Origin of the sequence: Rhodococcus sp. KRD197, assembly GCF_017168235.1 — a bacterium.
Classification (GTDB): domain Bacteria; phylum Actinomycetota; class Actinomycetes; order Mycobacteriales; family Mycobacteriaceae; genus Rhodococcoides.
Window position 1 is genome coordinate 655,502 of record NZ_JABFAO010000011.1, and the last position, 20,440, is coordinate 675,941.

The 20,440-nt window shown below is 64.1% G+C and carries 21 protein-coding genes and 4 tRNA genes; 15 read left to right on the top strand and 10 right to left on the bottom strand.

Annotation, left to right across the window (positions count from 1 at the left end; all coding sequences use genetic code 11):
- The first annotated feature begins 29 nt into the window (after positions 1-29).
- The gene (locus J1M86_RS18895; protein WP_241260205.1) at positions 30-938 is read left to right on the top strand and encodes a pseudouridine synthase; all 909 of its coding nucleotides are present in this window, start codon (positions 30-32) and stop codon (positions 936-938) included.
- On the opposite strand, the gene J1M86_RS18900 is transcribed toward J1M86_RS18895, so the two are convergent.
- Positions 925-2,028 (bottom strand): hypothetical protein, encoded by a 1,104-nt coding sequence (locus tag J1M86_RS18900; protein ID WP_206510951.1) that lies wholly within the window; start codon positions 2,026-2,028, stop codon positions 925-927. The genes J1M86_RS18895 and J1M86_RS18900 overlap by 14 nt on opposite strands.
- Before the next feature lie 133 nt (positions 2,029-2,161).
- Here J1M86_RS18900 and J1M86_RS18905 point away from each other — a divergent pair, with 133 nt between their 5' ends.
- Both J1M86_RS18905 and J1M86_RS18910 read left to right on the top strand, forming a co-directional pair.
- Positions 2,162-2,749, top strand: coding sequence for a helix-turn-helix domain-containing protein (locus tag J1M86_RS18905; RefSeq protein WP_206510952.1), 588 nt, complete (start codon positions 2,162-2,164; stop codon positions 2,747-2,749).
- Positions 2,750-2,854: 105 nt separating this feature from the next.
- Positions 2,855-3,166 (top strand): ANTAR domain-containing protein, encoded by a 312-nt coding sequence (locus tag J1M86_RS18910; protein ID WP_206510953.1) that lies wholly within the window; start codon positions 2,855-2,857, stop codon positions 3,164-3,166.
- On the opposite strand, the gene J1M86_RS18915 is transcribed toward J1M86_RS18910, so the two are convergent.
- The 6 genes from J1M86_RS18915 to J1M86_RS18940 all read right to left on the bottom strand — a co-directional run bounded on the left by J1M86_RS18915 (position 3,137) and on the right by J1M86_RS18940 (position 5,332).
- Positions 3,137-3,508, bottom strand: coding sequence for a hypothetical protein (locus tag J1M86_RS18915; RefSeq protein ID WP_206510954.1), 372 nt, complete (start codon positions 3,506-3,508; stop codon positions 3,137-3,139). The genes J1M86_RS18910 and J1M86_RS18915 overlap by 30 nt on opposite strands.
- 5 nt (positions 3,509-3,513) lie before the next feature.
- Positions 3,514-4,068: a DUF6584 family protein gene (locus J1M86_RS18920; protein ID WP_206510955.1), complete on the bottom strand. Its 555-nt coding sequence runs from the start codon at positions 4,066-4,068 to the stop codon at positions 3,514-3,516.
- Positions 4,069-4,141: 73 nt separating this feature from the next.
- Positions 4,142-4,218, bottom strand: a tRNA-Phe gene (locus tag J1M86_RS18925).
- An 86-nt stretch (positions 4,219-4,304) separates the two neighbouring features.
- Positions 4,305-4,378 (bottom strand) — tRNA-Asp (locus J1M86_RS18930).
- A 133-nt stretch (positions 4,379-4,511) separates the two neighbouring features.
- Positions 4,512-4,584: transfer RNA gene (locus tag J1M86_RS18935), tRNA-Glu, on the bottom strand.
- Between the two features lie 79 nt (positions 4,585-4,663).
- The gene (locus tag J1M86_RS18940; protein WP_075841105.1) at positions 4,664-5,332 is read right to left on the bottom strand and encodes a TetR/AcrR family transcriptional regulator; all 669 of its coding nucleotides are present in this window, start codon (positions 5,330-5,332) and stop codon (positions 4,664-4,666) included.
- Between the two features lie 718 nt (positions 5,333-6,050).
- Between J1M86_RS18940 and J1M86_RS18945 the strand changes: the two genes are divergently transcribed.
- The 6 genes from J1M86_RS18945 to phoU all read left to right on the top strand — a co-directional run bounded on the left by J1M86_RS18945 (position 6,051) and on the right by phoU (position 12,604).
- Complete coding sequence (locus tag J1M86_RS18945) at positions 6,051-7,340, top strand: lipase family protein (protein ID WP_075841055.1); 1,290 nt, start codon at positions 6,051-6,053, stop codon at positions 7,338-7,340.
- Between the two features lie 78 nt (positions 7,341-7,418).
- Positions 7,419-7,494, top strand: a tRNA-Lys gene (locus J1M86_RS18950).
- 243 nt (positions 7,495-7,737) lie between these two features.
- Complete coding sequence (locus tag J1M86_RS18955; protein ID WP_075841054.1) at positions 7,738-8,694, top strand: acyl-ACP desaturase; 957 nt, start codon at positions 7,738-7,740, stop codon at positions 8,692-8,694.
- A 103-nt stretch (positions 8,695-8,797) separates the two neighbouring features.
- On the top strand, positions 8,798-9,955 hold the full coding sequence (dusB, locus tag J1M86_RS18960) for a tRNA dihydrouridine synthase DusB (protein ID WP_206510956.1): 1,158 nt from the start codon (positions 8,798-8,800) through the stop codon (positions 9,953-9,955).
- A 147-nt stretch (positions 9,956-10,102) separates the two neighbouring features.
- Positions 10,103-11,857: an LCP family protein gene (locus J1M86_RS18965; protein ID WP_206511131.1), complete on the top strand. Its 1,755-nt coding sequence runs from the start codon at positions 10,103-10,105 to the stop codon at positions 11,855-11,857.
- Positions 11,858-11,929: 72 nt separating this feature from the next.
- A complete protein-coding gene (phoU, locus tag J1M86_RS18970; protein ID WP_206510957.1) occupies positions 11,930-12,604 on the top strand; it encodes a phosphate signaling complex protein PhoU in 675 nt (224 codons plus the stop codon).
- Between the two features lie 97 nt (positions 12,605-12,701).
- Here the strand turns inward: phoU and mshD are convergent, their stop codons facing one another.
- Both mshD and J1M86_RS18980 read right to left on the bottom strand, forming a co-directional pair.
- The gene (mshD, locus tag J1M86_RS18975) at positions 12,702-13,616 is read right to left on the bottom strand and encodes a mycothiol synthase (protein WP_206510958.1); all 915 of its coding nucleotides are present in this window, start codon (positions 13,614-13,616) and stop codon (positions 12,702-12,704) included.
- A gap of 4 nt (positions 13,617-13,620) precedes the next feature.
- Positions 13,621-14,403: a response regulator transcription factor gene (locus J1M86_RS18980; RefSeq protein ID WP_075841052.1), complete on the bottom strand. Its 783-nt coding sequence runs from the start codon at positions 14,401-14,403 to the stop codon at positions 13,621-13,623.
- A gap of 184 nt (positions 14,404-14,587) precedes the next feature.
- Between J1M86_RS18980 and J1M86_RS18985 the strand changes: the two genes are divergently transcribed.
- The 5 genes from J1M86_RS18985 to J1M86_RS19005 all read left to right on the top strand — a co-directional run bounded on the left by J1M86_RS18985 (position 14,588) and on the right by J1M86_RS19005 (position 17,748).
- On the top strand, positions 14,588-15,370 hold the full coding sequence (locus tag J1M86_RS18985) for an LmeA family phospholipid-binding protein (protein ID WP_075841104.1): 783 nt from the start codon (positions 14,588-14,590) through the stop codon (positions 15,368-15,370).
- Complete coding sequence (locus J1M86_RS18990) at positions 15,367-15,780, top strand: thioredoxin family protein (protein ID WP_206510959.1); 414 nt, start codon at positions 15,367-15,369, stop codon at positions 15,778-15,780. Before J1M86_RS18985 ends, J1M86_RS18990 begins: the two co-directional genes overlap by 4 nt.
- Before the next feature lie 261 nt (positions 15,781-16,041).
- Entirely contained in the window at positions 16,042-16,554 is a 513-nt protein-coding gene (locus tag J1M86_RS18995) for a DUF4395 domain-containing protein (protein WP_206510960.1), read from the top strand.
- A 50-nt stretch (positions 16,555-16,604) separates the two neighbouring features.
- Positions 16,605-17,441, top strand: a complete 837-nt coding sequence (locus tag J1M86_RS19000; RefSeq protein WP_206510961.1) for a sulfurtransferase — start codon at positions 16,605-16,607, stop codon at positions 17,439-17,441.
- Between the two features lies 1 nt (position 17,442).
- Positions 17,443-17,748, top strand: coding sequence for a DUF1416 domain-containing protein (locus J1M86_RS19005; RefSeq protein WP_075841050.1), 306 nt, complete (start codon positions 17,443-17,445; stop codon positions 17,746-17,748).
- A gap of 85 nt (positions 17,749-17,833) precedes the next feature.
- On the opposite strand, the gene J1M86_RS19010 is transcribed toward J1M86_RS19005, so the two are convergent.
- Positions 17,834-19,387 carry a cutinase family protein gene (locus tag J1M86_RS19010; RefSeq protein ID WP_206510962.1) on the bottom strand — a complete coding sequence of 518 codons (1,554 nt, stop codon included), beginning with the start codon at positions 19,385-19,387 and terminating at the stop codon, positions 17,834-17,836.
- Between the two features lie 317 nt (positions 19,388-19,704).
- Between J1M86_RS19010 and J1M86_RS19015 the strand changes: the two genes are divergently transcribed.
- The gene (locus J1M86_RS19015; RefSeq protein WP_075841048.1) at positions 19,705-20,379 is read left to right on the top strand and encodes an FABP family protein; all 675 of its coding nucleotides are present in this window, start codon (positions 19,705-19,707) and stop codon (positions 20,377-20,379) included.
- Positions 20,380-20,440: the final 61 nt, after the last annotated feature.

Sequence of the window (20,440 nt, forward strand, 5' to 3'; positions counted from 1 at the left end):
CCATGCACGAGGCCGATACAGTTCAGGTCATGGCCCGACGCGTCCCCCTCCCCGTGCGCGATGGCCTCGGTCCGACCCGTATCCGAATGCCCGAGGACTCGCCGTTCGGCACGGTGCTCGAGTACCTCGTCGCCAGATTCCCGCAGGACGAGTCGCGCCTGAGATACAAGCTGAATGCGCGAGAGGTCGTCGACGCCGATGGGCAAGCCCTGACGGAGAATTCGCCGTTGGTGCCGCGCAGCGACATCTATCTCTACCGCGATCCGCCCGTCGAGCCGGTGGTGCCGTTTCCGATAGAGATCGTGCACCACGACGAGAACATACTGGTGATCGACAAGCCACATTTCCTCGCGACGATGCCGCGCGGGGCCTATATCGCCCGCTCGGCGCTGGTCCTGTTGCGCCGGCGGTTCGATCTGCCCGAGCTCAGTCCCGCGCACCGACTCGATCGACTGACTGCCGGGGTGCTCATCTTCACCGTCCGTCCCGACGTCCGACGGGCCTATCAGGAGCTTTTCGCCGAGCGGGCTGTCACCAAGATCTACGACGCCGTCGCACGCTACGACCCCGATCTCGAATTGCCTCGAACGGTCCGCAGCCGGATGATCAAGGAACGCGGCGTCCTTCGGGCCGAGGAAGTTCCGGGCGAACCGAACGCGGAGACCTTCCTGGAGCTGTCCGAGCACGACGGCCGACACGGCATGTACACGTTGCACCCGAAAACCGGACGCACGCATCAACTTCGTCTGCACATGAATTCTCTGGGGATACCCATCCTGGGAGACAACTTCTACCCAGACTTCTACGACGTTGCCGGCGACGACTACTCGAATCCGCTTCGCCTGCTCGCGCGGTCGATTTCGTTCCGAGATCCGTTCACCGGCCGCGAGCGCACGTTCGTCAGCAACCGCAAGCTCGAACTACCTACTCGGGCATAGACAGAACGTCACCGCGGGCGGCGCTGTCCTCCGCGATCTCGCTGGTACGCACCGCAATACGGTGCGAGAGCACCGCCATGGCGAACAATCCGAGTGCGACACCGATCAACGCGTAAAAGCCTTCCTGCGCAAAATCGACCAGCGCGCCCAGCATGGTGTAGATCAGCGCAGCGATGCGAAGCGTGCGCAGCGGCCACAGCTTCCCGTTCCGCAAACGAAGGGCCGCCGGAAACGCCAACACGAACGTCAGCGTCGAGGTCAAGAACATGATTCCGCTCGCGATACCCATCTCGTCCACGTCGATCGTCGTATCCGTCGACTCCAGATGCAGGTCGCCCAAGACCAACTCGACCACGCCGAACACGACACCGACGAACGCCGCCACCGTCAGCGCCCAGGCAACCACAGGAATCCACCGGGGGCTCTTGAAGAACCCGGGGATCAGCCTCGGCGCAAACTGCCGGGCGTCGTAAAGCCGCGATCTACCTGGCTTGCAGTTCCCGAGCAGCAACCGCAGACCGGCAACGGTCTCGGGCTCGGCGCCCTCGGCCTCGGCGCGGTCCACCATGCGCAAAGCCCAGGCGCGACGATGTTCGGGCAGACCACGCGTGATGCCCTGCGCCGCGATGGCAGCTGCGTTGGCCAGCGTCTCCTCGTGCGATGGCCGTCGCACATCGCGGACGACACGGTTGGCGACCAGAACGATCACCACCAGGACGTACATGATCTCCGAGGACGGACCGTAGAAATAGTCGTTGTCCTTGGTGACGAACTTGCCCACTTCGTCGAGAAACAATCCGAATCCGATGCCACCGAGCACCACAGCAACGGCGCGCACTCCGAATCCGAGAAACATCCATCCCAGGAGGAGTGCAAGCATCATCAACGCGCCGCCGTAGAGCGCGTGGGCGATGTGCAGAGTCTCGCCGCCCACCTGCGGGAAGTGAGTTATTTCGAGATAGGTGCGGGTGACCAGAATTGTCACGACGGCAATGATCATAAATGCCTCGGCACTGGTACTGCCGTAGACATCTCGAAGGACACGCGAGTGACGGACACGTACGCGCGTGGATGCGGTCTTGCTGGTCACCGGTCTTTCCTGGTCACGGTACGAGTATGGGTGCCGGCAAGGCGCTGGTATCGGATTTCGTCCAAAACACGACGGACAGGATCGGGCGGCCACACAACTTGACAAACTACGTTGCCAAAACTGCAATAGGTACATGACGAAGCCCGGCGAGAACATCGACGAGGTGGTCGCCGCGGTCGGCACGAGGCTGCGCGCGCTGCGCACCGAACGCGGAACAACTCTCGCCGCTCTTGCCGATACCACCGGCATTTCCGTCTCGACGTTGTCTCGGCTCGAGTCCGGCGACCGTAAACCGAGTCTCGAACTGCTACTGCCCATCGCACGTGCACATCAGATCCCATTGGACGAACTCGTCAGCGCGCCTGCCGTCGAGGATCCCAGGGTCAAATCCACCCCGGTTCGCCGAGAACACGTCACGATCCTTCCGCTGACGCGCCGACCGGGTGGAATGCAGGCGTACAAGATGATCGTCGATCCGGGCCGGCGGGAGCCGAAACCGCGCGTGCACGAGGGTTACGAGTGGCTCTACGTCCTCAACGGCACATTGCGCCTGGTACTGGGCGAACACGATATCGTCATGAAACCAGGCGAAGCCGCCGAGTTCGACACCCGTGTACCGCACTGGTTCGGCGCCATGGACGATCGGCCCGTCGAAGTCCTCAGCCTTTTCGGCCCCCAGGGCGAACGGATGCACGTTCGCGCGCGACCCACCGATTCGTAGTCCCTGCGCAACCTTTCGGTCGTGACCGTGTGGCAGAGTGGGCGCTCCCGCGCCTGATGTCCGGCTCGGTACTGTCACCGCCCACACGAGCCGACGAGGTAGTTCATGACAGACAGAAGCGCCGATACGACGGTGGCTCGCGGAACCGCATCACGCACCGACGTCGATATCGCTACCGGCGTTCTGGTCGGACGGTGCGGCACCAGCGTGACGGAGGCGGTGAACCAGTTGTTCGCCACTGCGCGTGACAATCGCATCAGCCTGTTCGAGCTTTCCCGCACCGTGATCACCCTCGCCGAAGGCAAGGACGGCCGAGACCCGTTCACCCGCCGGATCGCACTCGAACAGTGGGGCGCTGCGCTCGGCCCGCAACAGCTCGGGACCACGTCAGTCTCGGAAAACCCTGTCTCCGCGTAATTCCGGAAAGCGCTCGGTCATGCGGTCGATCTGTCGGTACATCTCGTAGAGCTCCGAGCGGAGAGCCGCAGCTTCCCCCTCCAGTTCCCGTGCGCGCGCCGTCGCCTTGTCCGCTCGCGCACGGAACGCCCGAGTCTGAGCGCGCTCGATGGAGGTCGAGCACTTCTCGATATGTTCTGCGAGACCAGCAGCGAACAGTCGCGCCTGTGCGAGATTCACGGCGTAGTTGGCGTCGCGGAAGCTGTCGTCACGTCGGGTGGAATCGATGATGGTGCCCTTGCCACTGAGTGCGGATGGTCGCTCGACAACGTTACGCCCGTCGTGATCGGTCGTCGCAAGCACCGGCCCTAGGAAAACACCAGTGCCAGCACTACCGAGGCCGAGGTGGCGACGATCGCCAGGATGATCAGCGAGGCCACCACCCGCTGCTGCAGCGGCCGTCCGCCTCGCCGCTCGTCGGGGCTCGGGAAGTCGTCGTCGACGAAGTCGTCGGCATCGACGCCGACGTCGTCGAAGTAGACGGTGTCGCGCGGCGGCACCCAGTCCTGGCCGTTTGCGCGCACTGCCGTCGTCAACCGCTCCAATCGCGCGCGGGCGCGGTGTGGGTAGTACTCGGACGGTGCGTTGATCGGCAGAGCACGCGCGAGTGCGATCGGGGACCGATGTGTCGCTTCCAGCGCTTGGAACGCGGCTGAGGCCGTCGGGTCGTCGTCGGCCTTGGCAGTGAGAAACCAGGCCGCACCGGCAGAGGCGCGGTCCCCCATGAGCAGGTAGGTGTAGGCGAGCAGATCGAGTACGGGTTGGGACGCAGGATTCGTCCGAAGTGCGGCAAGCAACCGGTCCCGGGCTCGTGTCAGGTTTCCACCGGCCAGGTCTTGCTGGGCCTCATCGATCACGTCCACCAGGACAGCCTAGCGATCGGATGGATGAACCGGGGTGCCGCATCTGTGAGGGCGCACACCGCGAGAAACAAAATGGTGGCCAGGGCCGGGATCGAACCGGCGACCTTCCGCTTTTCAGGCGGACGCTCGTACCAACTGAGCTACCTGGCCGGGCGGCACCGGTGACAATGCCGACTGTCAATTTTGAATACTGTGAAATTTGAAGATTGTGCGCTCGTCGGCTGAAACCGATGTTGCGACCCTGACGGGACTCGAACCCGCGACCTCCGCCGTGACAGGGCGGCGCGCTAACCAACTGCGCCACAGGGCCTTGCTGTGTAACTTTTCCCGGAGGAAAGTGCCGCCGCGAACTCTAGCAGGACTTCGTCCCGCATCGAACCGCGCCAGCCTGCAAGAGACTGCTGTACTGCCAGCCGGATTGTCAATTCCGACCGTGTCCTACGTACCCCCTACGGGATTCGAACCCGCGCTACCGCCTTGAAAGGGCGGCGTCCTAGGCCGCTAGACGAAGGGGGCCCGCCGAATCGCTCCGGCGTTACCCTCAACGGCATTCCGTTGGGAGCTCGCATAGCTTAGGACACTTTTCTGGAAAAACTCAAACCGGCAGGTCAGATGCACTTTCGGCGATCTCGGAGTCGCTTTTCTCCCACCCGGTGACCTTCCACTCTTCGAGCCACCGCTCACTAGCCATCGCATACAGCACGACCTCGAGGGACTCCTCGAACATGACCCGCAGATCACGACTGTCCGAAACGAGGTCCGCCATGTAGCGCTGACCCGCCAGTGAGGCCGCCAGCACCCTGATGAACTTCGCGGCTCCGAACTCGGGCCGCAGGTCGCCCATCTCCTCTGCACGCCGGGCGAGCTCGTAGCCTGCCGAACCCCACACGCGACCACCACCGGACTGAACCTCGCTGTAGAACTCCGGTTCGACGATGAGCCGAAACTCGGCCCGCACGATCACATTGTTCTGGAATCCGCCAGCGATGTCGCTGATGATGCCTCGGATCACAGCGAACGGATGCAGCGTCGATGCATTCCATCGTTCTGTGATCACGACATACTCGTCGAGGGCAGCACTGAGCACCGCTCGGGCCAGATCCTCTTTCGACTGGAAATGGAAGTACATCGCCCCCTTTGTGGCGTTGGACCCCTCGAGGATGGTGTTCACCGATGCGGCCGCATATCCGCGGCGCGAGAATTCCGCCGCTGCGGCCTCCACGATTGCTGCTCGGGTTCGCCGAGCGCGCTCTTGTTGTGCCATTGCTTTGATGCCTCCGAACCCAGCTACCTGCATCTATCAGCAGGCAGTATCGCTATTCGAGCGTACGTCACCACACCACAGAAAGACCGACCACTTCCTTGGAATTTGCAGTGAAAACGGTTACCGGTACAAGTTCCGCGGACTGGAACAAACAATCCGAGTGGTATGATCCAACCGGCTCGAGTGCGCTGCAGGGGGTGCGCACTCGAGCCACAAACATGTTTCGGGTCGCCCCCTTCCCGCGCGACCTCCAGACCGTGAAACAGGCAAAACTTGGTTTACAAATCGAATCGACTGTAAATCGCTAAAGGAACGGTCGTGCCGTTTCGAGATGAAAGACACATCACACCCCGCACGCCAGACGGCTCGATGCGCCCGCGCAGCGCGTTGCCACACCCCACTGCAGACCCTCCATCGCACACCCAACTCGCGACACTCCAACCCGCCGCGAACGGCCTCGGTCGCGCACAGGCGGCCACCCCCTGCGTAGCTGCGCCACAACGCTTTTGCCACTCGATACCGGGCAAAAGGATTGTTCCGCATCAGGGAGTTCGAATCCCTCAGCAGCACAGTCGATTACAAATCACATTCGGTGGATCACGGTGCCCCGAACTAATTCTCGGACAGGGTTCGTATAACGGTTGCGGCTCGACATGCAACGGATCACGTCACGCGGACAGCGAGGATCTAAAGTGACTTAGATCACAGGCGTGCGTTCATGACTACGAATTCAGGTGTGAGCATGGCCCTACGGAGACTCGCCGTTCGTTCGGTGGCGATCATTCTGGCAACCGTCGTAGCGTCAACTGTGACGCTGTTCCACTCGGGCGCTGCCCTTGCCGACCCGCTCGGCGACTTCCTCGACCCCAGCCAGGATCCGGCACTCGCCGCCGCCACCCCACTGGGCGAGCCCTGGTTCGATCCGCCGCCCGGTTACGAGTCACTGCCTCCGGGAACTGTTCTGAACACCAGAAACGTGACCGTCGGACCGCTGATCACCCCGGTGCACTCGACCCAAATCCTGTATCGAACCACCGATTCCAAAAACCGACCGGTCGCCGCTGCCACCACCGTCATCGTTCCGACAGCACCGTGGGCGGGAGCGGGAAGCCGCCCGGTCGTCGCCTACAACATGGCCATCAACTCACTCGGCCACACGTGCGCACCGTCCTGGACGCTGCCGCGCGGCCTCGCCAAGGAAATCCCCGCAGTACAACTGTTTCTCGCCAAGAACTACGCCGTCGTCGTCACCGATCACGAGGGCCCCCGCCAGGCGTACGCGGCCGGCAGGATGGCCGGCCATGCAGTACTGGACGCGCTGCGGGCCATGGTCCGACTTCCAGAGCTCGGACTACCCGCACAATCGCCGATCGCGATGACCGGGTACTCGGGCGGCGCCATCGCGTCCGGGTGGGCAGCCCAGTTGGCACCCACCTACGCGCCGGACGTCAACATAGTCGGCACCGCGATCGGTGGTCCCCCCGTGGACTATCGCATTCTGCTCAGTTCCATGAACGGCACGAATGGGGCGTCGACGCTGTTCCTGGCCGCCGTGACGGGAGTTGCTCGCGAATACCCAGAAATATTTCAACTGATGAATGCCAATGGGCTACGGCTCGCCCAGCTCGCCAAGGACATGTGCGTGACCCTCCTGGCCCCCGGCGGCGTCGTCGCCCCGATACCGGTTCAGGCCCTCTCCGACGTCCCGAACGTGGACAGAACGCCCATCGCCGAGGAAGTCATCCGGCACACCCGAATGGGCGGGGATCTCGCGCCCACGACCCCCGTCTTCATCTACCAGGGCCAGCACGAGTTCTGGATTCCCCGAGAAGGCGCCGAACGCCTGTACGACGAATGGTGCGCGAACGGGGCCGAGGTAAGGCTCGAGCTGTACGCGGGCGAACACGTGATCGTCGCCCTGTCGGGCGTGCCCGGGTCGCACCGATGGATCGACGACAGGCTCGCAGGAATACCGGCACCCGAGGGCTGCAGCAGCTTCGGACGGTGAGCCGATCCGACTGGTACGCGCGCGTACCGACGGGGGTGTGCCCGTCGCGCGGGCGCACCCACTACACTTTCGATCCGCGCCCCTATAGCTCAGTTGGTAGAGCTACGGACTTTTAATCCGCAGGTCGTAGGTTCGAGTCCTACTGGGGGCACCATCGCCACGAGATACACAGCAGATCGACAGCTGTACCCGGGCCACCCTGGAGGTGTCCGGTCGTACACTCGGTAACGGTTGGGCAGTGGAGAACGAACTGCCACGGGGGAACGAAACCGAACCCGAATCGAAACCCACACAGAGCCCGGCTGGCGGCTGTGACTCGCGTAACTCACCTCGTGTTCGAGCGGGTTACGGTGCCGTAGGCTGGGCAACGATATCCGCAATTCTTGGAGGCTATGCAATGGCGAGGGACCTGACACAGCTGGAGCTGCTAGAGGAGCTCGTTCCGGTTGCGGAGGACAACGTGAACCGGCACATGTCCATGGCCAAGGAGTGGCACCCCCACGATTATGTGCCGTGGGACGAGGGCCGCAACTTCGCCGAGCTGGGTGGGGTGGACTACGACCCGGCTCAGAGCAAGCTCTCCGACGTCGCCAAAGCCGCGATGGTCACCAACCTGCTCACCGAGGACAATCTGCCCTCCTACCACCGTGAGATCGCGGAGAACTTCTCGCGGGACGGTGCGTGGGGCACCTGGGTGGGACGGTGGACGGCGGAGGAGAACCGCCACGGCATCGTGATGCGCGACTACCTCGTCGTCACCCGCGGCGTCGACCCCGTCGCGCTCGAGCAGGCCCGCATGATCCATATGACCAACGGGTTCGCCTCGCCCGCCGGATCCGAGACCGGGTTGCTGCATTCGGTGTCGTACGTGACGTTCCAGGAATTGGCGACGCGCGTCTCGCACCGCAACACCGGCAAGGTGTGCGACGACCCGATCGCGGACCGGATGCTCCAGCGCATCGCTGCCGACGAGAACCTGCACATGATCTTCTACCGCAACATCAGCGCGGCAGCGCTCGATATCGCACCGGATCAGACGCTCGAGGCCCTCTCCGACATCGTCATGAACTTCCAGATGCCCGGTGCCGGTATGCCGAACTTCCGTCGCAACGGTGTACTCATGGCCAAGCACGGCATCTACGATCTGCGTCAGCACCTCGAGGACGTCGTCTGGCCGGTCCTGCGCAAGTGGCGCATCTTCGAGCGTGAGGACTTCACCGGCCGCGGTGAGAGCAAGCGCGAGGAACTCGCTGTCTTCCTCGAAGACCTCGAGCGCCAAGCAACCAAGTTCGAGGAGATGCGCGACCGCTCCCTCGCCCGCGAAGCGGCCAAGGCAGCCAAGCAGGCTTCCTGAGTCGATCCGCACGATCGATCCGTGCCCGGCACCGTACTCGGTGTCGGGCGCGACTCGTAGGCGCACGCCTGCGAACCCGAGAACGAACGAGGCACCACCTGTCATGACTGCGACCGATCCCATTGCACTACGAATCGGCTCCCTCGAGCTGAGAAGTCCGGTGGTGCTCGCACCCATGGCGGGCGTGACCAACGTCGCGTTCCGCACGCTGTGCCGTGAACAGGAGATCGCGCGCGCGGGCAGCACATCCGGGCTGTACGTCTGCGAGATGGTGACCGCTCGCGCACTCGTCGAGCGCCAGCCCGCGACGATGCACATGACCACCTTCGGGCCGACCGAATCGCCGCGCTCGCTGCAGCTCTACACGGTCGATCCCGACACCACCTACGCCGCCGCCAAGATGATCGTCGATGACAATCTCGCCGACCACATCGACATGAACTTCGGCTGCCCGGTGCCCAAGGTCACTCGCAAGGGCGGCGGAGCGGCCCTGCCATACAAGCGGAACCTGTTCGGACGGATCGTCGCCGCCGCTGTCAAGGCCACCGAGGGCACCGACATTCCGGTGACCGTCAAGTTCCGCGTCGGAATCGACGACGAGCACCACACACACCTCGACGCCGGACGGATCGCGGCCGGAGAAGGGGCCGCAGCTGTGGCGTTGCACGCCAGAACCGCATCGCAGCGCTACTCCGGGACCGCGGACTGGACTCAGATCGCACGGCTCAAGGAACATGTCACCGACGTTCCGGTACTCGGCAACGGCGACATCTTCTCCGCCTCCGACGCCGTCCGGATGATGGCCGAAACCGGATGCGACGGCGTCGTAGTCGGTCGGGGATGCCTCGGACGGCCGTGGCTGTTCGCCGAGCTCAGCGCTCGCTTCGCCGGCCGAGAGGAGCCGACACCGCCGACCCTGGGAGAGGTTGCCACGATCATTCGGCGTCACGCCGAGCTGCTGGCCGATCACCACGGTGAGGACAAAGGCCTGCGCGAGCTGCGCAAACACGTGGCCTGGTACCTGCGCGGGTTCCCGGCCGGGTCGGACATTCGTGTCTCCATGGCGTTGGTCAAGACGCTCGCCGAACTGGACGGGCTCCTCGGGCAACTCGATCCGACCATTCCGTTCCCCAAAGATGCCGAAGGCCCCCGAGGCAGGCAAGGCTCCCCCGGCGCAGTCTCACTTCCCGACGGCTGGCTGGACGACCCCGAGGACATATCCGTCCCCGCCGGCGCAGATCTGATGCACTCGGGCGGCTGAGCTGCCTGTACGGGCGATAGACCGTGAGCGAAGTGGACCGCAGCGGATTCGCCAGTATCATTGCGAGATCGCCGGGTCTCGGCGTCGGTGAGCGCGAGGAAGGCAAGGTTCGAATCCGTGAGTGACGATCGAGATTCGAACTCCCCTGTGCCCGAAAGCCGTGCACCCTGGGAACGCCCGATCTCGAGAATCCACCGACCGGACTCTTCCCCGACCGCGAAGCCCCAACGGTGGTCACGGCCCGAGGACGTCCGGGCGCCGGGCAGCCGCCCGGCGCCGGAAGTCGAGGCTCCCACCGAAAAGATCGCTCCGATCACTGCGAGCACACCACGCCCGGTGACCGCGCGACCCCAGCCCGTCGGTGTCGCCGTCGAGGATCGGCCGGCTCTCACGCGCCTGGCAATGAGCAAAGTGCGTCGGCGAAACCGGATCCGCACCATCGCGCGCGGTTGTGTCTCGATAGTCGCCATCCTCGCGGTGGCGCTCACCGGGGTTGTCTGGGGTTATCTGCGCAACACCGATCGCGGGTTCGCACAGGTGGCCGCACTGGACCCGAACTCGGCCGACGTCATCGACGCCGATGGACAGTACGGTGACGAAACCTTCCTGATCGTCGGCACGGACACTCGAGCAGGAGCCAGCGGGGAGATCGGCGCCGGCTCCGTCGAAGATGCCGAAGGCGCCCGATCCGACACCGTCATGCTCATCAACATCCCTGCCGATCGCAGCCGCGTCGTCGCAGTCTCGTTCCCGCGAGATCTCGACGTCGAGCGACCCGAGTGCGAGGGCTTCGACAACAACACCAACACCTACACCGGCGAGATGTACCCCTCCGCAGAGGGCGACAAGCTCAACGCAACCTACGCGCTCGGCGGCCCCAAGTGTCTGGTCAAAACGATCCAGAAGATCTCCGGCCTCAAAATCGGACACTTCGTCGGCATGGACTTCGCCGGTTTCGAGACGATGGTCGACGAGATCGGCGGCGTGGAGGTCTGCACCGTCGAGCCCCTCGTGGACTACCAACTCGGTACTGTTCTGCCCACTGCCGGGGAACAACTGATCGACGGCAGGACGGCGCTGAACTACGTACGCGCGCGTTACGTCGAGTCCGAGGGCAACGGCGACTACGGGCGGATCAAGCGTCAGCAGCTTTTCCTGTCCTCCCTGCTACGTTCGGCGCTGTCGAACAACGTGCTCCTCGATCCCGGCAAGCTCAACGGCTTCGTCAACGCGTTCACCCGCGACACGTTCGTCGAGAATGTCGGCACTCAGGACTTGATCACGCTCGGACGCTCGCTGCAGAACGTCGACGCCGGCGAGGTGACATTCCTGACGCTTCCGACCGACGGCACGAACGACTGGGGCAACGAGATTCCCGTCGACAGCGCCATCAAGGCGTTGTTCACCGCGGTAATCCAGGATCTGCCGCTGCCGGGCGAGGAACGCAAAGCCCCGACACCGGCGTCCGAACCAGCGCCCGCACCGCTCGTGCCCACGGTCGCAGTCGACCCGGCGACGGTATCGATACAGGTGTCCAACGCATCCGAGATGCCCGGAGTGGCCGCGACGACATCCGAGGAGCTGGCGAACTACGGATTCCAGATCCTCAACGTAGGTAACTTCGTCGGTACAGCCGCGCAAACGGTCGTCCGCTACACGGGCGGGCAGGAATCCGAAGCCGCCACCGTGGCCTCGGCCATTCCCGGAGCGATCGTCGAACAGGCGGTGGGCCTCGACGATGTCATCGAGGTCGTCCTGGGCGCCGACTACCCCGGGTACACGACGCTGCCAGCCGCGATCGGCCAGCCGGTCGAGGTGGTGCAAGGACAGGGAATCACCCAGGCTCCCGCACTTCCGGAGAATCTCGCCTACACCAACGCTGCCGACGACACCTGCGCCTGAGCGCATCCATTCACGCCCCGTTCACCCACGCGACCACGAACTGGTCGTACCGAGGCACTAAACTTCGCTCTCATGCGCGTCGCCTACAACGAACAGATGAACGAGTTGGCCAATCTCCTCGGTGAGATGGCCGCTCTGGCCGGATCCGCGATGGACACGGCTACCCAGTCACTCCTCCAAGCAGACTTGGTTCTCGCTGAGCAAGTCATCTCCGACCACGACAAGATCACCGATCTCAGTGCAGTCTGCGAGGAGAAGGCCTTCACTCTCCTGGCGCTGCAGGCCCCCGTGGCCGGAGACCTTCGGTCCGTTGTCTCCGGTATCCAGATCGTCGCCGACATCGACCGGATGGGCGCCCTGGCACTGCACGTCGCCAAGATCACCCGTCGTCGCCACCCCAACCACGCCCTCCCCGAGGAAGTCAACGGCTACTTCGCCGAGATGGGCCGCATCGCCGTGCAGCTGGGTGCCTCCGCACGCGAGGTGCTCGAGACGCGCGACCCCGAGCGCGCAGCAAAGCTTCGTGAAGAGGACGAGGCCATGGACGACCTACATCGTCACCTGTTCACAGTTCTCATGGACCGCGAATGGAAGCATGGCGTCGCAGCGGCAGTCGACGTCACCTTGCTCGGCCGCTTCTACGAGCGCTTTGCCGACCACGCGGTGGAGGTCGGCCGTCGGGTGATCTTCCTCGCTACCGGTGAACTCCCCGTCGAGTTGAACACCAACCAGCTCCCCACGAACTGATCCTGTCCGGGTCCCGGCGGCTGTAGGTCGAAAGCTGCTGGGCCCCGGCAGAGTCCATCGTCACCGATAGACGTGCCCGAGCCCGCTGGTGTTCGACTCAGCGAGAGTAAGCCGCGTCGACGTGGAACCGGGTGAAACCAAGCTGCTGGTAGGTGTGCACAGCGGCAGAGTTGTCCGATTCCACGTAGAGCAAGACCTCGCCGAGCCGACGTCCGCGCAGGTAGTGCAGGCCGGCAAGCGTCAACGCTCGGCCGAGGCCGCGTCCTTGCGCTGCCGGATCGATGCCGACGACGTAGACCTCACCGATCTCGTCCTCACCGGCCTCCGCCGGATGCACTTTGGTCCAGTGAAATCCCAGCAGAGTGTCCGAGCCCTCCTCGAAGGCCAGGAAGACACCCGCCGGATCGAACCAGGATTCGTCGCGTCGTCCGGCAATGTCCTTGCCGGTCCAACCTCCCTGCTCGGGGTGCCACGAGAAGGCCGCATTGTTCACCCGGAGCAGTTCCGCGTCGTCCTGATGCCCCCGGTAGGTGCGCAGGGACACACCGCCCGGCACCGTCACCTCGGGTAGATCCGTCCCGGCCAGCGGACGTCGCATCTGCAGGAGCTCGCGCACGATTTTCAGGCCGAGCACCGCAGCGACCGCCTGGGCGGGCGCGGAGTTGCCGTGCGCCCAGATGCGAGCGCCGTCACCGCCCTCGTCCAACGCCCGCTCCACGAGTCGGCGGCCGATCCCACGCCCACGAAACTCCGGATCGACCACGGCTTCGGCCATCGCCGGACCTGTGGTCGAGCTGGGTTCGATCCCCGCATAGCCGACGATTCGGTCCTCGACGGTGGCGACGAGATGTACCGCATCTCCTTCAGCAGAGACAGCTCGGACGGCCTGTTCCGACAGCGGAGCAGTGCCGTCCTGTTCTGCTGCGCGAGTGAAGATCGCGCGCAGGTCCTCGGCGAGGGGCGTGGTGATCGCCGCCGAATCGAGCAAAGTGATGGACGACGAAACAGTCATGTGGTCAGTTGATGCTTCCATGTCCGGCGCTTCTCAGCGTATTGAATTCGGCGCTGTCGCCGTCGGTGCCGTCGAGATCGTCGTCGCCGTCTGCCAGGGCGGTTGCGCCCTTGGCATTGCGACTGGGCCGAACGGCCTTGTAACCGACGTTGCGTACGGTGCCGATGAGCGACTCGTACTCGGTGCCCAGCTTGGCGCGCAACCGGCGAACGTGGACGTCGACGGTGCGGGTGCCACCGAAGAAGTCGTAGCCCCAGACCTCCTGCAGCAGCTGCGCCCTGGTGAACACGCGTCCGGCGTGCTGCGCCAGATACTTGAGAAGTTCGAACTCCTTGTACGTCAGATCGAGTGGGCGGCCCCGCAGCCGCGCGGTGTACGTGCCCTCGTCGATGACGAGTTCGCCCAGCGTGATCTTTCCGGACGCCTCGGGACTGGCGACGCCACCCGAGCGGCCCACCAGCAAGCGCAGTCGGGCGTCGAGTTCGGCAGGTCCGGTTCCCGGCAGCAGAATGTCGTCCAGGCCCCACTCCGAATTGACCGCGACGAGGCCGCCCTCTGTCAGTACGGCAACGACGGGAATGGCCGATCCGGTGCTACCGAGAAGCCTGCACAGACCGCGGGCGGCAGCGAGGTCGGTGCGCGCGTCCACGAGTGCAATATCGGCCGCTCCCGCTTCGAGCAGCGACGAGACCTCGGTGGGTGCGGGCCGGACGTGGTGCGCGAGGAGCGCAAGGGACGGTAGAACAGCCTCCGGATTGGGATCGGAGGTCAGAAGCAGGAGCTCCACACGGCCTCCATTCTTACCGCTGTCACGTCGACCTCGTGTCGAGTCGTATCCAAGAGCAGCCGACCGAAAAAAATCCGACTGCATGTCAAGTATCCAAGACTAGCGCCTCACGGTCGATGGCTGCGCAGCGCCGTGCCGGATTCGCGAAGTGGATCCGCCCGGCTCATCAGTCACAATGGTCGCCATGCGCAAACTGATCATCGTGCTCGTGAGTTTTCTGGCGTTGGCCGTCATCGTCGACTTCGGGGCCGCTGCCTACTCCGAGTACCGCGTCTCGCGCGCAATCCGCGAAGGCGGGAGCTTGACGTCCGATCCGCAGGTGATCATCCATGGCTTCCCCTTCGTCACCCAGGCAGCGGACGGAAAGTATCAGAACGTGGAGATCCGCGCACAGGACGTGCCCACCGACTACGTCGAGTCCACGACTATCGAGGCGAACTTGCGCGGAGTGACGGTGCCGCTGTCCGATCTGATCGACGGCTCCGTCAACACCGTGCCGGTGGACGAGCTCGAAGGGCGTGTGCGTATCGACGCGAAGGATCTCGGCCAGTTCCTCGGCATCGTCGACCTGCGGGTTTCCGCACCGCCAGCCGATCCTTCCGACGGCACCGGCGGATCTGGTGGATCAGGTCCCACCACCACCGGTGGTGGGGTCGTTCTCACCGGGACGGTCCCGGTAGGACCTATCGACACCGAGGTCAGCGTGCAGGCCGATCTCGTGCTCGACGGCGAACGCGTGGAAATCGTCGCGAGCGACTTCTACTTCGGCCCGGACGGCAACGCCGACTTCACGATCCCCGACTTCGCCAAGCCGACCGTGCTGGGCTTGTTCACCAAGACCATCGACCGTCAGACCCTTCCGTTCGGCATCCTCCCCACAGATGTCTACGCAGAGGGCTCCCAGATCGTCATCGAGGGCGGCGCCCAGAATGTGACGATCGACCTGGATCAGATCGAAGCGCCATGACCGGAATCACAATTCTGCTGATCGTTCTGGTGGCCGCAACTGTCTTCGGACTGCTGTATCGGGCTCGGTACGGCGCTGTACGCAAATCGGAGAGTGTCGCTGTGCCCAGGACGCGCGGCCTCCTGCTCGATGCGGGCGCGGCACCGGGCACCGCCACCGTCCTGCATTTCTCCGCGGACTGGTGCGGGCCGTGTGCCGCCGTACGTCGCGTCGTCCAGCAGGTTTTGAGCAACATCGACGGTCCCGTCGAACTGGAAGTAGATATCGACGCGCATCCCGAACTGGCCCGCGCAATGGGCGTGCTGTCGCTTCCGACGACATTCGTACTCGACGAGGACCTCACCGAGATCGCACGGATCGCTGGGGTTCCGAAGGCAGACGATCTTCGATCCGTCCTGCTCGATCGATAGCGCTCGCGGACCACTAGTTCTGCCCGTCACAGTTCTCCGGTAGGATGCTCTCTTGTGTTGACCCGCCTCGAGCTGTTGCTCACCAGTCGCCGCACAGTGGACCTGTGCCGACTGGGCGGTTGTTGCTGTCGCTGCTGCTGAATTTCTGCCGACGCCCCTCGAAGCGTTTCCGGCCATCGAAACAGAAGATGCCGTCACTTGGTGATGGTCATCGCTTCCAGCCGCCTGTTCACTCATCGAACGCAGGAGCACTTTCACCTCATGTCTTCCGACACCCAGCCCACCGTTGTCAAAACCACAGCCACCGGTCCCTCAGCTACCCGGCCCACCGTCGACCAGGTCGACGTCCGGGGCCCGCGCTTCGCTGCGTGGATCACCACCGCAGTGCTCGCCCTCGTCCTCGTCCTGTCCAACGTGCAGACCACTGCCGCTGCCGTGGTGCTGGCGATTCAGGCCGTGGTCTTCGCCGTCGGCGCTGTCTCCGGGCCACGTCGCAGTCCCTACGGCGCATTGTTCGCCAACTTCGTCGCGCCGCGTCTGGGGCCGACCACCGAACGCGAACCGACCGCACCCCTGAAGTTCGCTCAACTGGTCGGCTTCGCTTTCGCAGCCGTCGGTGTGCTCGCCTTCGCTCTGGGTGCGCCCGTCGTCGCCGCTGTGGCCACCGGTTTCGCGCTGTTCGCGGCCTTCCTGAACGCAGCATTCGCGTTCTGCCTCGGATGCCAGATCTACCCCCTCGTGGCGCGACTGCGGACACAATCCGCTCGCGCCTGACCAGCACCATCCTCCACCGACCGAAGAACAGTTAGATCGAAAGGAAACCCATGGCTCGCTCCGACGTCCTGGTCTCTGCCGACTGGGCCGAGCAGAACCTGAACGCCCCGAAGACCGTTTTCGTCGAGGTCGACGAAGACGCAAGCGCCTACGACGGCGGTCACATCGAAGGCGCGGTGAAGCTCGACTGGCGCAAGGACCTCCAGGATCCGGTTCGCCGCGACTTCCTCAATCAGGGTCAGTTCTCCGATCTTCTCTCTGCCAAGGGCATCGCCAACGATGACACCGTCGTCCTGTATGGCGGAAACAACAACTGGTTCGCCGCCTACGCGTACTGGTACTTCAAGCTGTACGGCCACCAGGACGTCAAGCTGATCGACGGTGGCCGCAAGAAGTGGGAACTCGATGGCCGCGCGCTGTCGAAGGACGTTGTCACCCGCGAGGCGACGAAGTACCAGGCTGCGGCACCCGATCTGTCCATTCGCGCGTTCCGCGACGAGGTCATCGACGCGATCGGCAGCAAGAATCTCGTCGACGTACGCTCGCCCGACGAGTTCTCGGGCAAGATCCTCGCTCCCGCGCACCTTCCGCAGGAGCAGGCACAGCAACGCGGCCACGTCCCCGGAGCCATCAACATTCCGTGGAGCACCACGGCCAACGAAGACGGCACCTTCAAGGACGACGACGCACTCGAAGCTCTGTACAAGGAAAAGGGCTACGACGAGAACAAGGCGACCATCGCCTACTGCCGAATCGGTGAGCGTTCGAGCCACACCTGGTTCGTGCTCAAGGAATTGCTCGGCAAGTCGGACGTGAAGAACTACGACGGTAGCTGGGTCGAGTACGGCTCCCTCGTCGGAGCACCCATCGAGTTGGAGGTTCACTGATATGTGTGGCGCACCCGTTCAAGGTCAAACAATTCCCGCCGGAGTAGACGTCGAGAAGGAAACGGTCATCACCGGCCGCGTCCTCGGCGCCGACGGTGAGCCCGTGGGCGGCGCGTTCGTGCGCCTGCTCGACGGCACCGGAGAATTCACCGCCGAGGTCGTGGCCTCGGGCACCGGTGACTTCCGGTTCTTCGCGGCTCCCGGTACCTGGACGTTGCGCGCGCTGTCTGCGTCCGGCAACGGCCAGGCCGAAATCTCCCCCGAGGGCGCAGGCGTCCACTCGGCGAACGTGACCGTCGGAGCCTGATACCGGCGCATCAGCAAGAGAACCCCGCACCCATTCGAATGGGTGCGGGGTTCTTCTGCTTTCACGACCATCACGGCGGGTGGACTCAGCGCTGGGACGTCTCCGGGACGACGTCGGTCGACGGTTCCTCGATCGGCCCGGGCACGGCACTGTACTGCGGCTCGAAGACCCCCGGCGGCACCAATCCGTGCGACTCCAGGAAAGCGCCGAGATCGCTGTCCCGGGTCACGGTTCCGGGCGTCGGCAGGGGCTGAGACTCCGGTTCACCCGCACCCTCCGGAAGACCCTCTGCAGGGGTCCCTGGGGACACCGGGGTCTCTGGAGTCTCTGGGGACTCAGCTGCTTTTCGTTCACGCTCGGCCGCAGCCAGATCGGTCACCCAGGCGACGATTTTTTCGCTCTCCCATTCGCGAGCGTCACCGGGGCTTCTGTCCCAGTAGGTGAGGTGCTGCAGGAAGCCGATGAAGATGTACGGCTCGACGAACACGTCGACGACACCTTTGTTGTTCTCGACGAGACCTTCGCCCTCGGCCCGGATCTTCTCGCGAACCGTGGCCGCACCTGGCCCCATCGCCCAATTCAGGTCAGCGAGCAGCTGATCAGGGGTCAACTGTTGCCATGCCCGCTCCTCGTCGACCTCATACAACTGGTCGGACACTTTGAGCAGTACCTCGAGCAGAGTTTCGTCGGATTCGAGCCAGGTCTCGTTGTTGACGATATCGATGATGGCCCGCGTTGCCACCGAGCTGACGGTGTGCGCGAAATCAGCTACCGATTGCACGGGGTTGATCAGCGTCAACCGCATCTGGCCGAGGATTCCGAGTGCCAACTGCAGGGCGAGGATGTCGTCGGGTGCATCGCACGCGAGATCGTAGGGTCGGCACGACCATGTCATCTTCTCGTTCAGGGTGCCGTAGTCCTTCGGGGCCGAGGACTGGAAGCCGCCTCGCGAAGGTCCGGGTTCGTCGAAGTTGGGGACGCCCGCGGGTCGGTACGGGTCACCGATCGCTACCACGCCGGCCACATCGTCACCGGTGACGAGAGCCTCGGGGTCGCGATGGCCGATGTCCATCGCTACACGCTCGACGATCTCGGCGCCGACGCTGTAGCCGAGCAGGACGAACTTCGTGTCCTCGCCACACTTCGTCTTGTACTCGTCGAGCAACCGGTTCGTCGAGTGGATTCCATCTGCGACCGCCGGCTGGTACGGCGTCACGTCCTCGAAGAATTCGAAACCGTAGGTCGAGACCCACGGCACGTACAGCCAGCCGACCGTCCCGGGATTGCCCGCGTTGGCCTCACCCATCGGAATCGTGACGTTTCCGACCCAGTTGGAAATGGGCGATCGCAGTTCCTCGTTGAGCGGATCTCGGTCCGACTCCGAGTCCGTCGCACCGGAGACCGCGAGCATCAGCACGTCGGGGCAGTCCTGCGCGTAATTGTTCGAGTCGATGTTCGGCCCGTCCGAGGATCCCGTACCAGCAGAACCGGTGTCGGCCGAACCGCTGTCGGCCGAACCAGAATCAGCCGAACCGGTGTCCGGCGCCGCGGATGCGGCCGCCGGCACCACCAGAAGCAGCGCCGCTGCAATCGCTACAGATGTGGACATCAAGGTGCCGGCACGAAAACGGCGCTGCATCGACAGAATCCTTCCCCCAGACAAACCGAAAACCTCGAGCAAAAAGACAGCGCGAAGTTTTCGTTCCCCCCGACGCCTGCAAGGGAACGTACCGTGTTTCTCGCGATCTTCGACACACCTCGAGAAAAGTTTCGTGCACGAACGAGGAATCTGATCGAGGTAGGCACCCGCGGTGCGGGGCCGCGGTTCGATCTTCGATGCGCGTGGGTCTAAACTACTGCCGTGGTCATCTTCTTCGAGGTTCTGCTGGTACTTGCAGCTGTCGCCATCATCGCGTTCTCGCTCTATGTCGTCTACCGCCTGGTGACCGACGAATCGTGAGCGATCGCGCCGCCGACGAACCGGACGGCACTCGGTCGGCCAACGAGGCCATAGCCGAGGCTGCCGACAAGTTCGCTTCCGCGTCGACGCGCAACATCCCTGGGCTGCCGGATATCCCGCACCCCGAGGACACTGCCAATCTGCGACTCGGCCCCGACCTGAACCCCGCAATGCTCGCATTGCTGCCGTTGGTCGGAGTGTGGCGCGGCGAGGGTGAGGGACGTGACCCTGAGTCCACCGAGGAGTATCGCTTCGGGCAGCAGATCGTCGTCTCTCACGACGGCGGCTCCTACCTCGCGTGGGAATCGCGCTCCTGGCGCCTCGACTCCGACGGCAACTACGCTCACCCGGATCTCCGCGAAGTCGGTTTCTGGCGCATCAGCGGTGGTGAAGGTGAAAAGGGCAGCGAAAACGAGGAAGTCATCGAGCTGCTGCTGACGCACAGCACCGGCGTGGTGGAGTTGTTCTACGGCCACGCGCTCAACCAGTCTTCGTGGGAGCTGGCCACCGATGTCGTCATCCGCTCCACCTCGGGCGCTCTCGTCGGTGGCGCGAAGCGTCTGTACGGCATCGTCGAAGGCGCCGATCTCGCCTACGTCGAAGAACGTGTCGGCGCAGACGGAGAGCTCGCACCCAGGCTGTCGGCTCGCCTTTCTCGCTACATCGGCTGAAGCGGACGACCGCTGAAGCGGACGACCCCCGAGCCGTACCTGAGTTGTCAGGTCTCGGCCG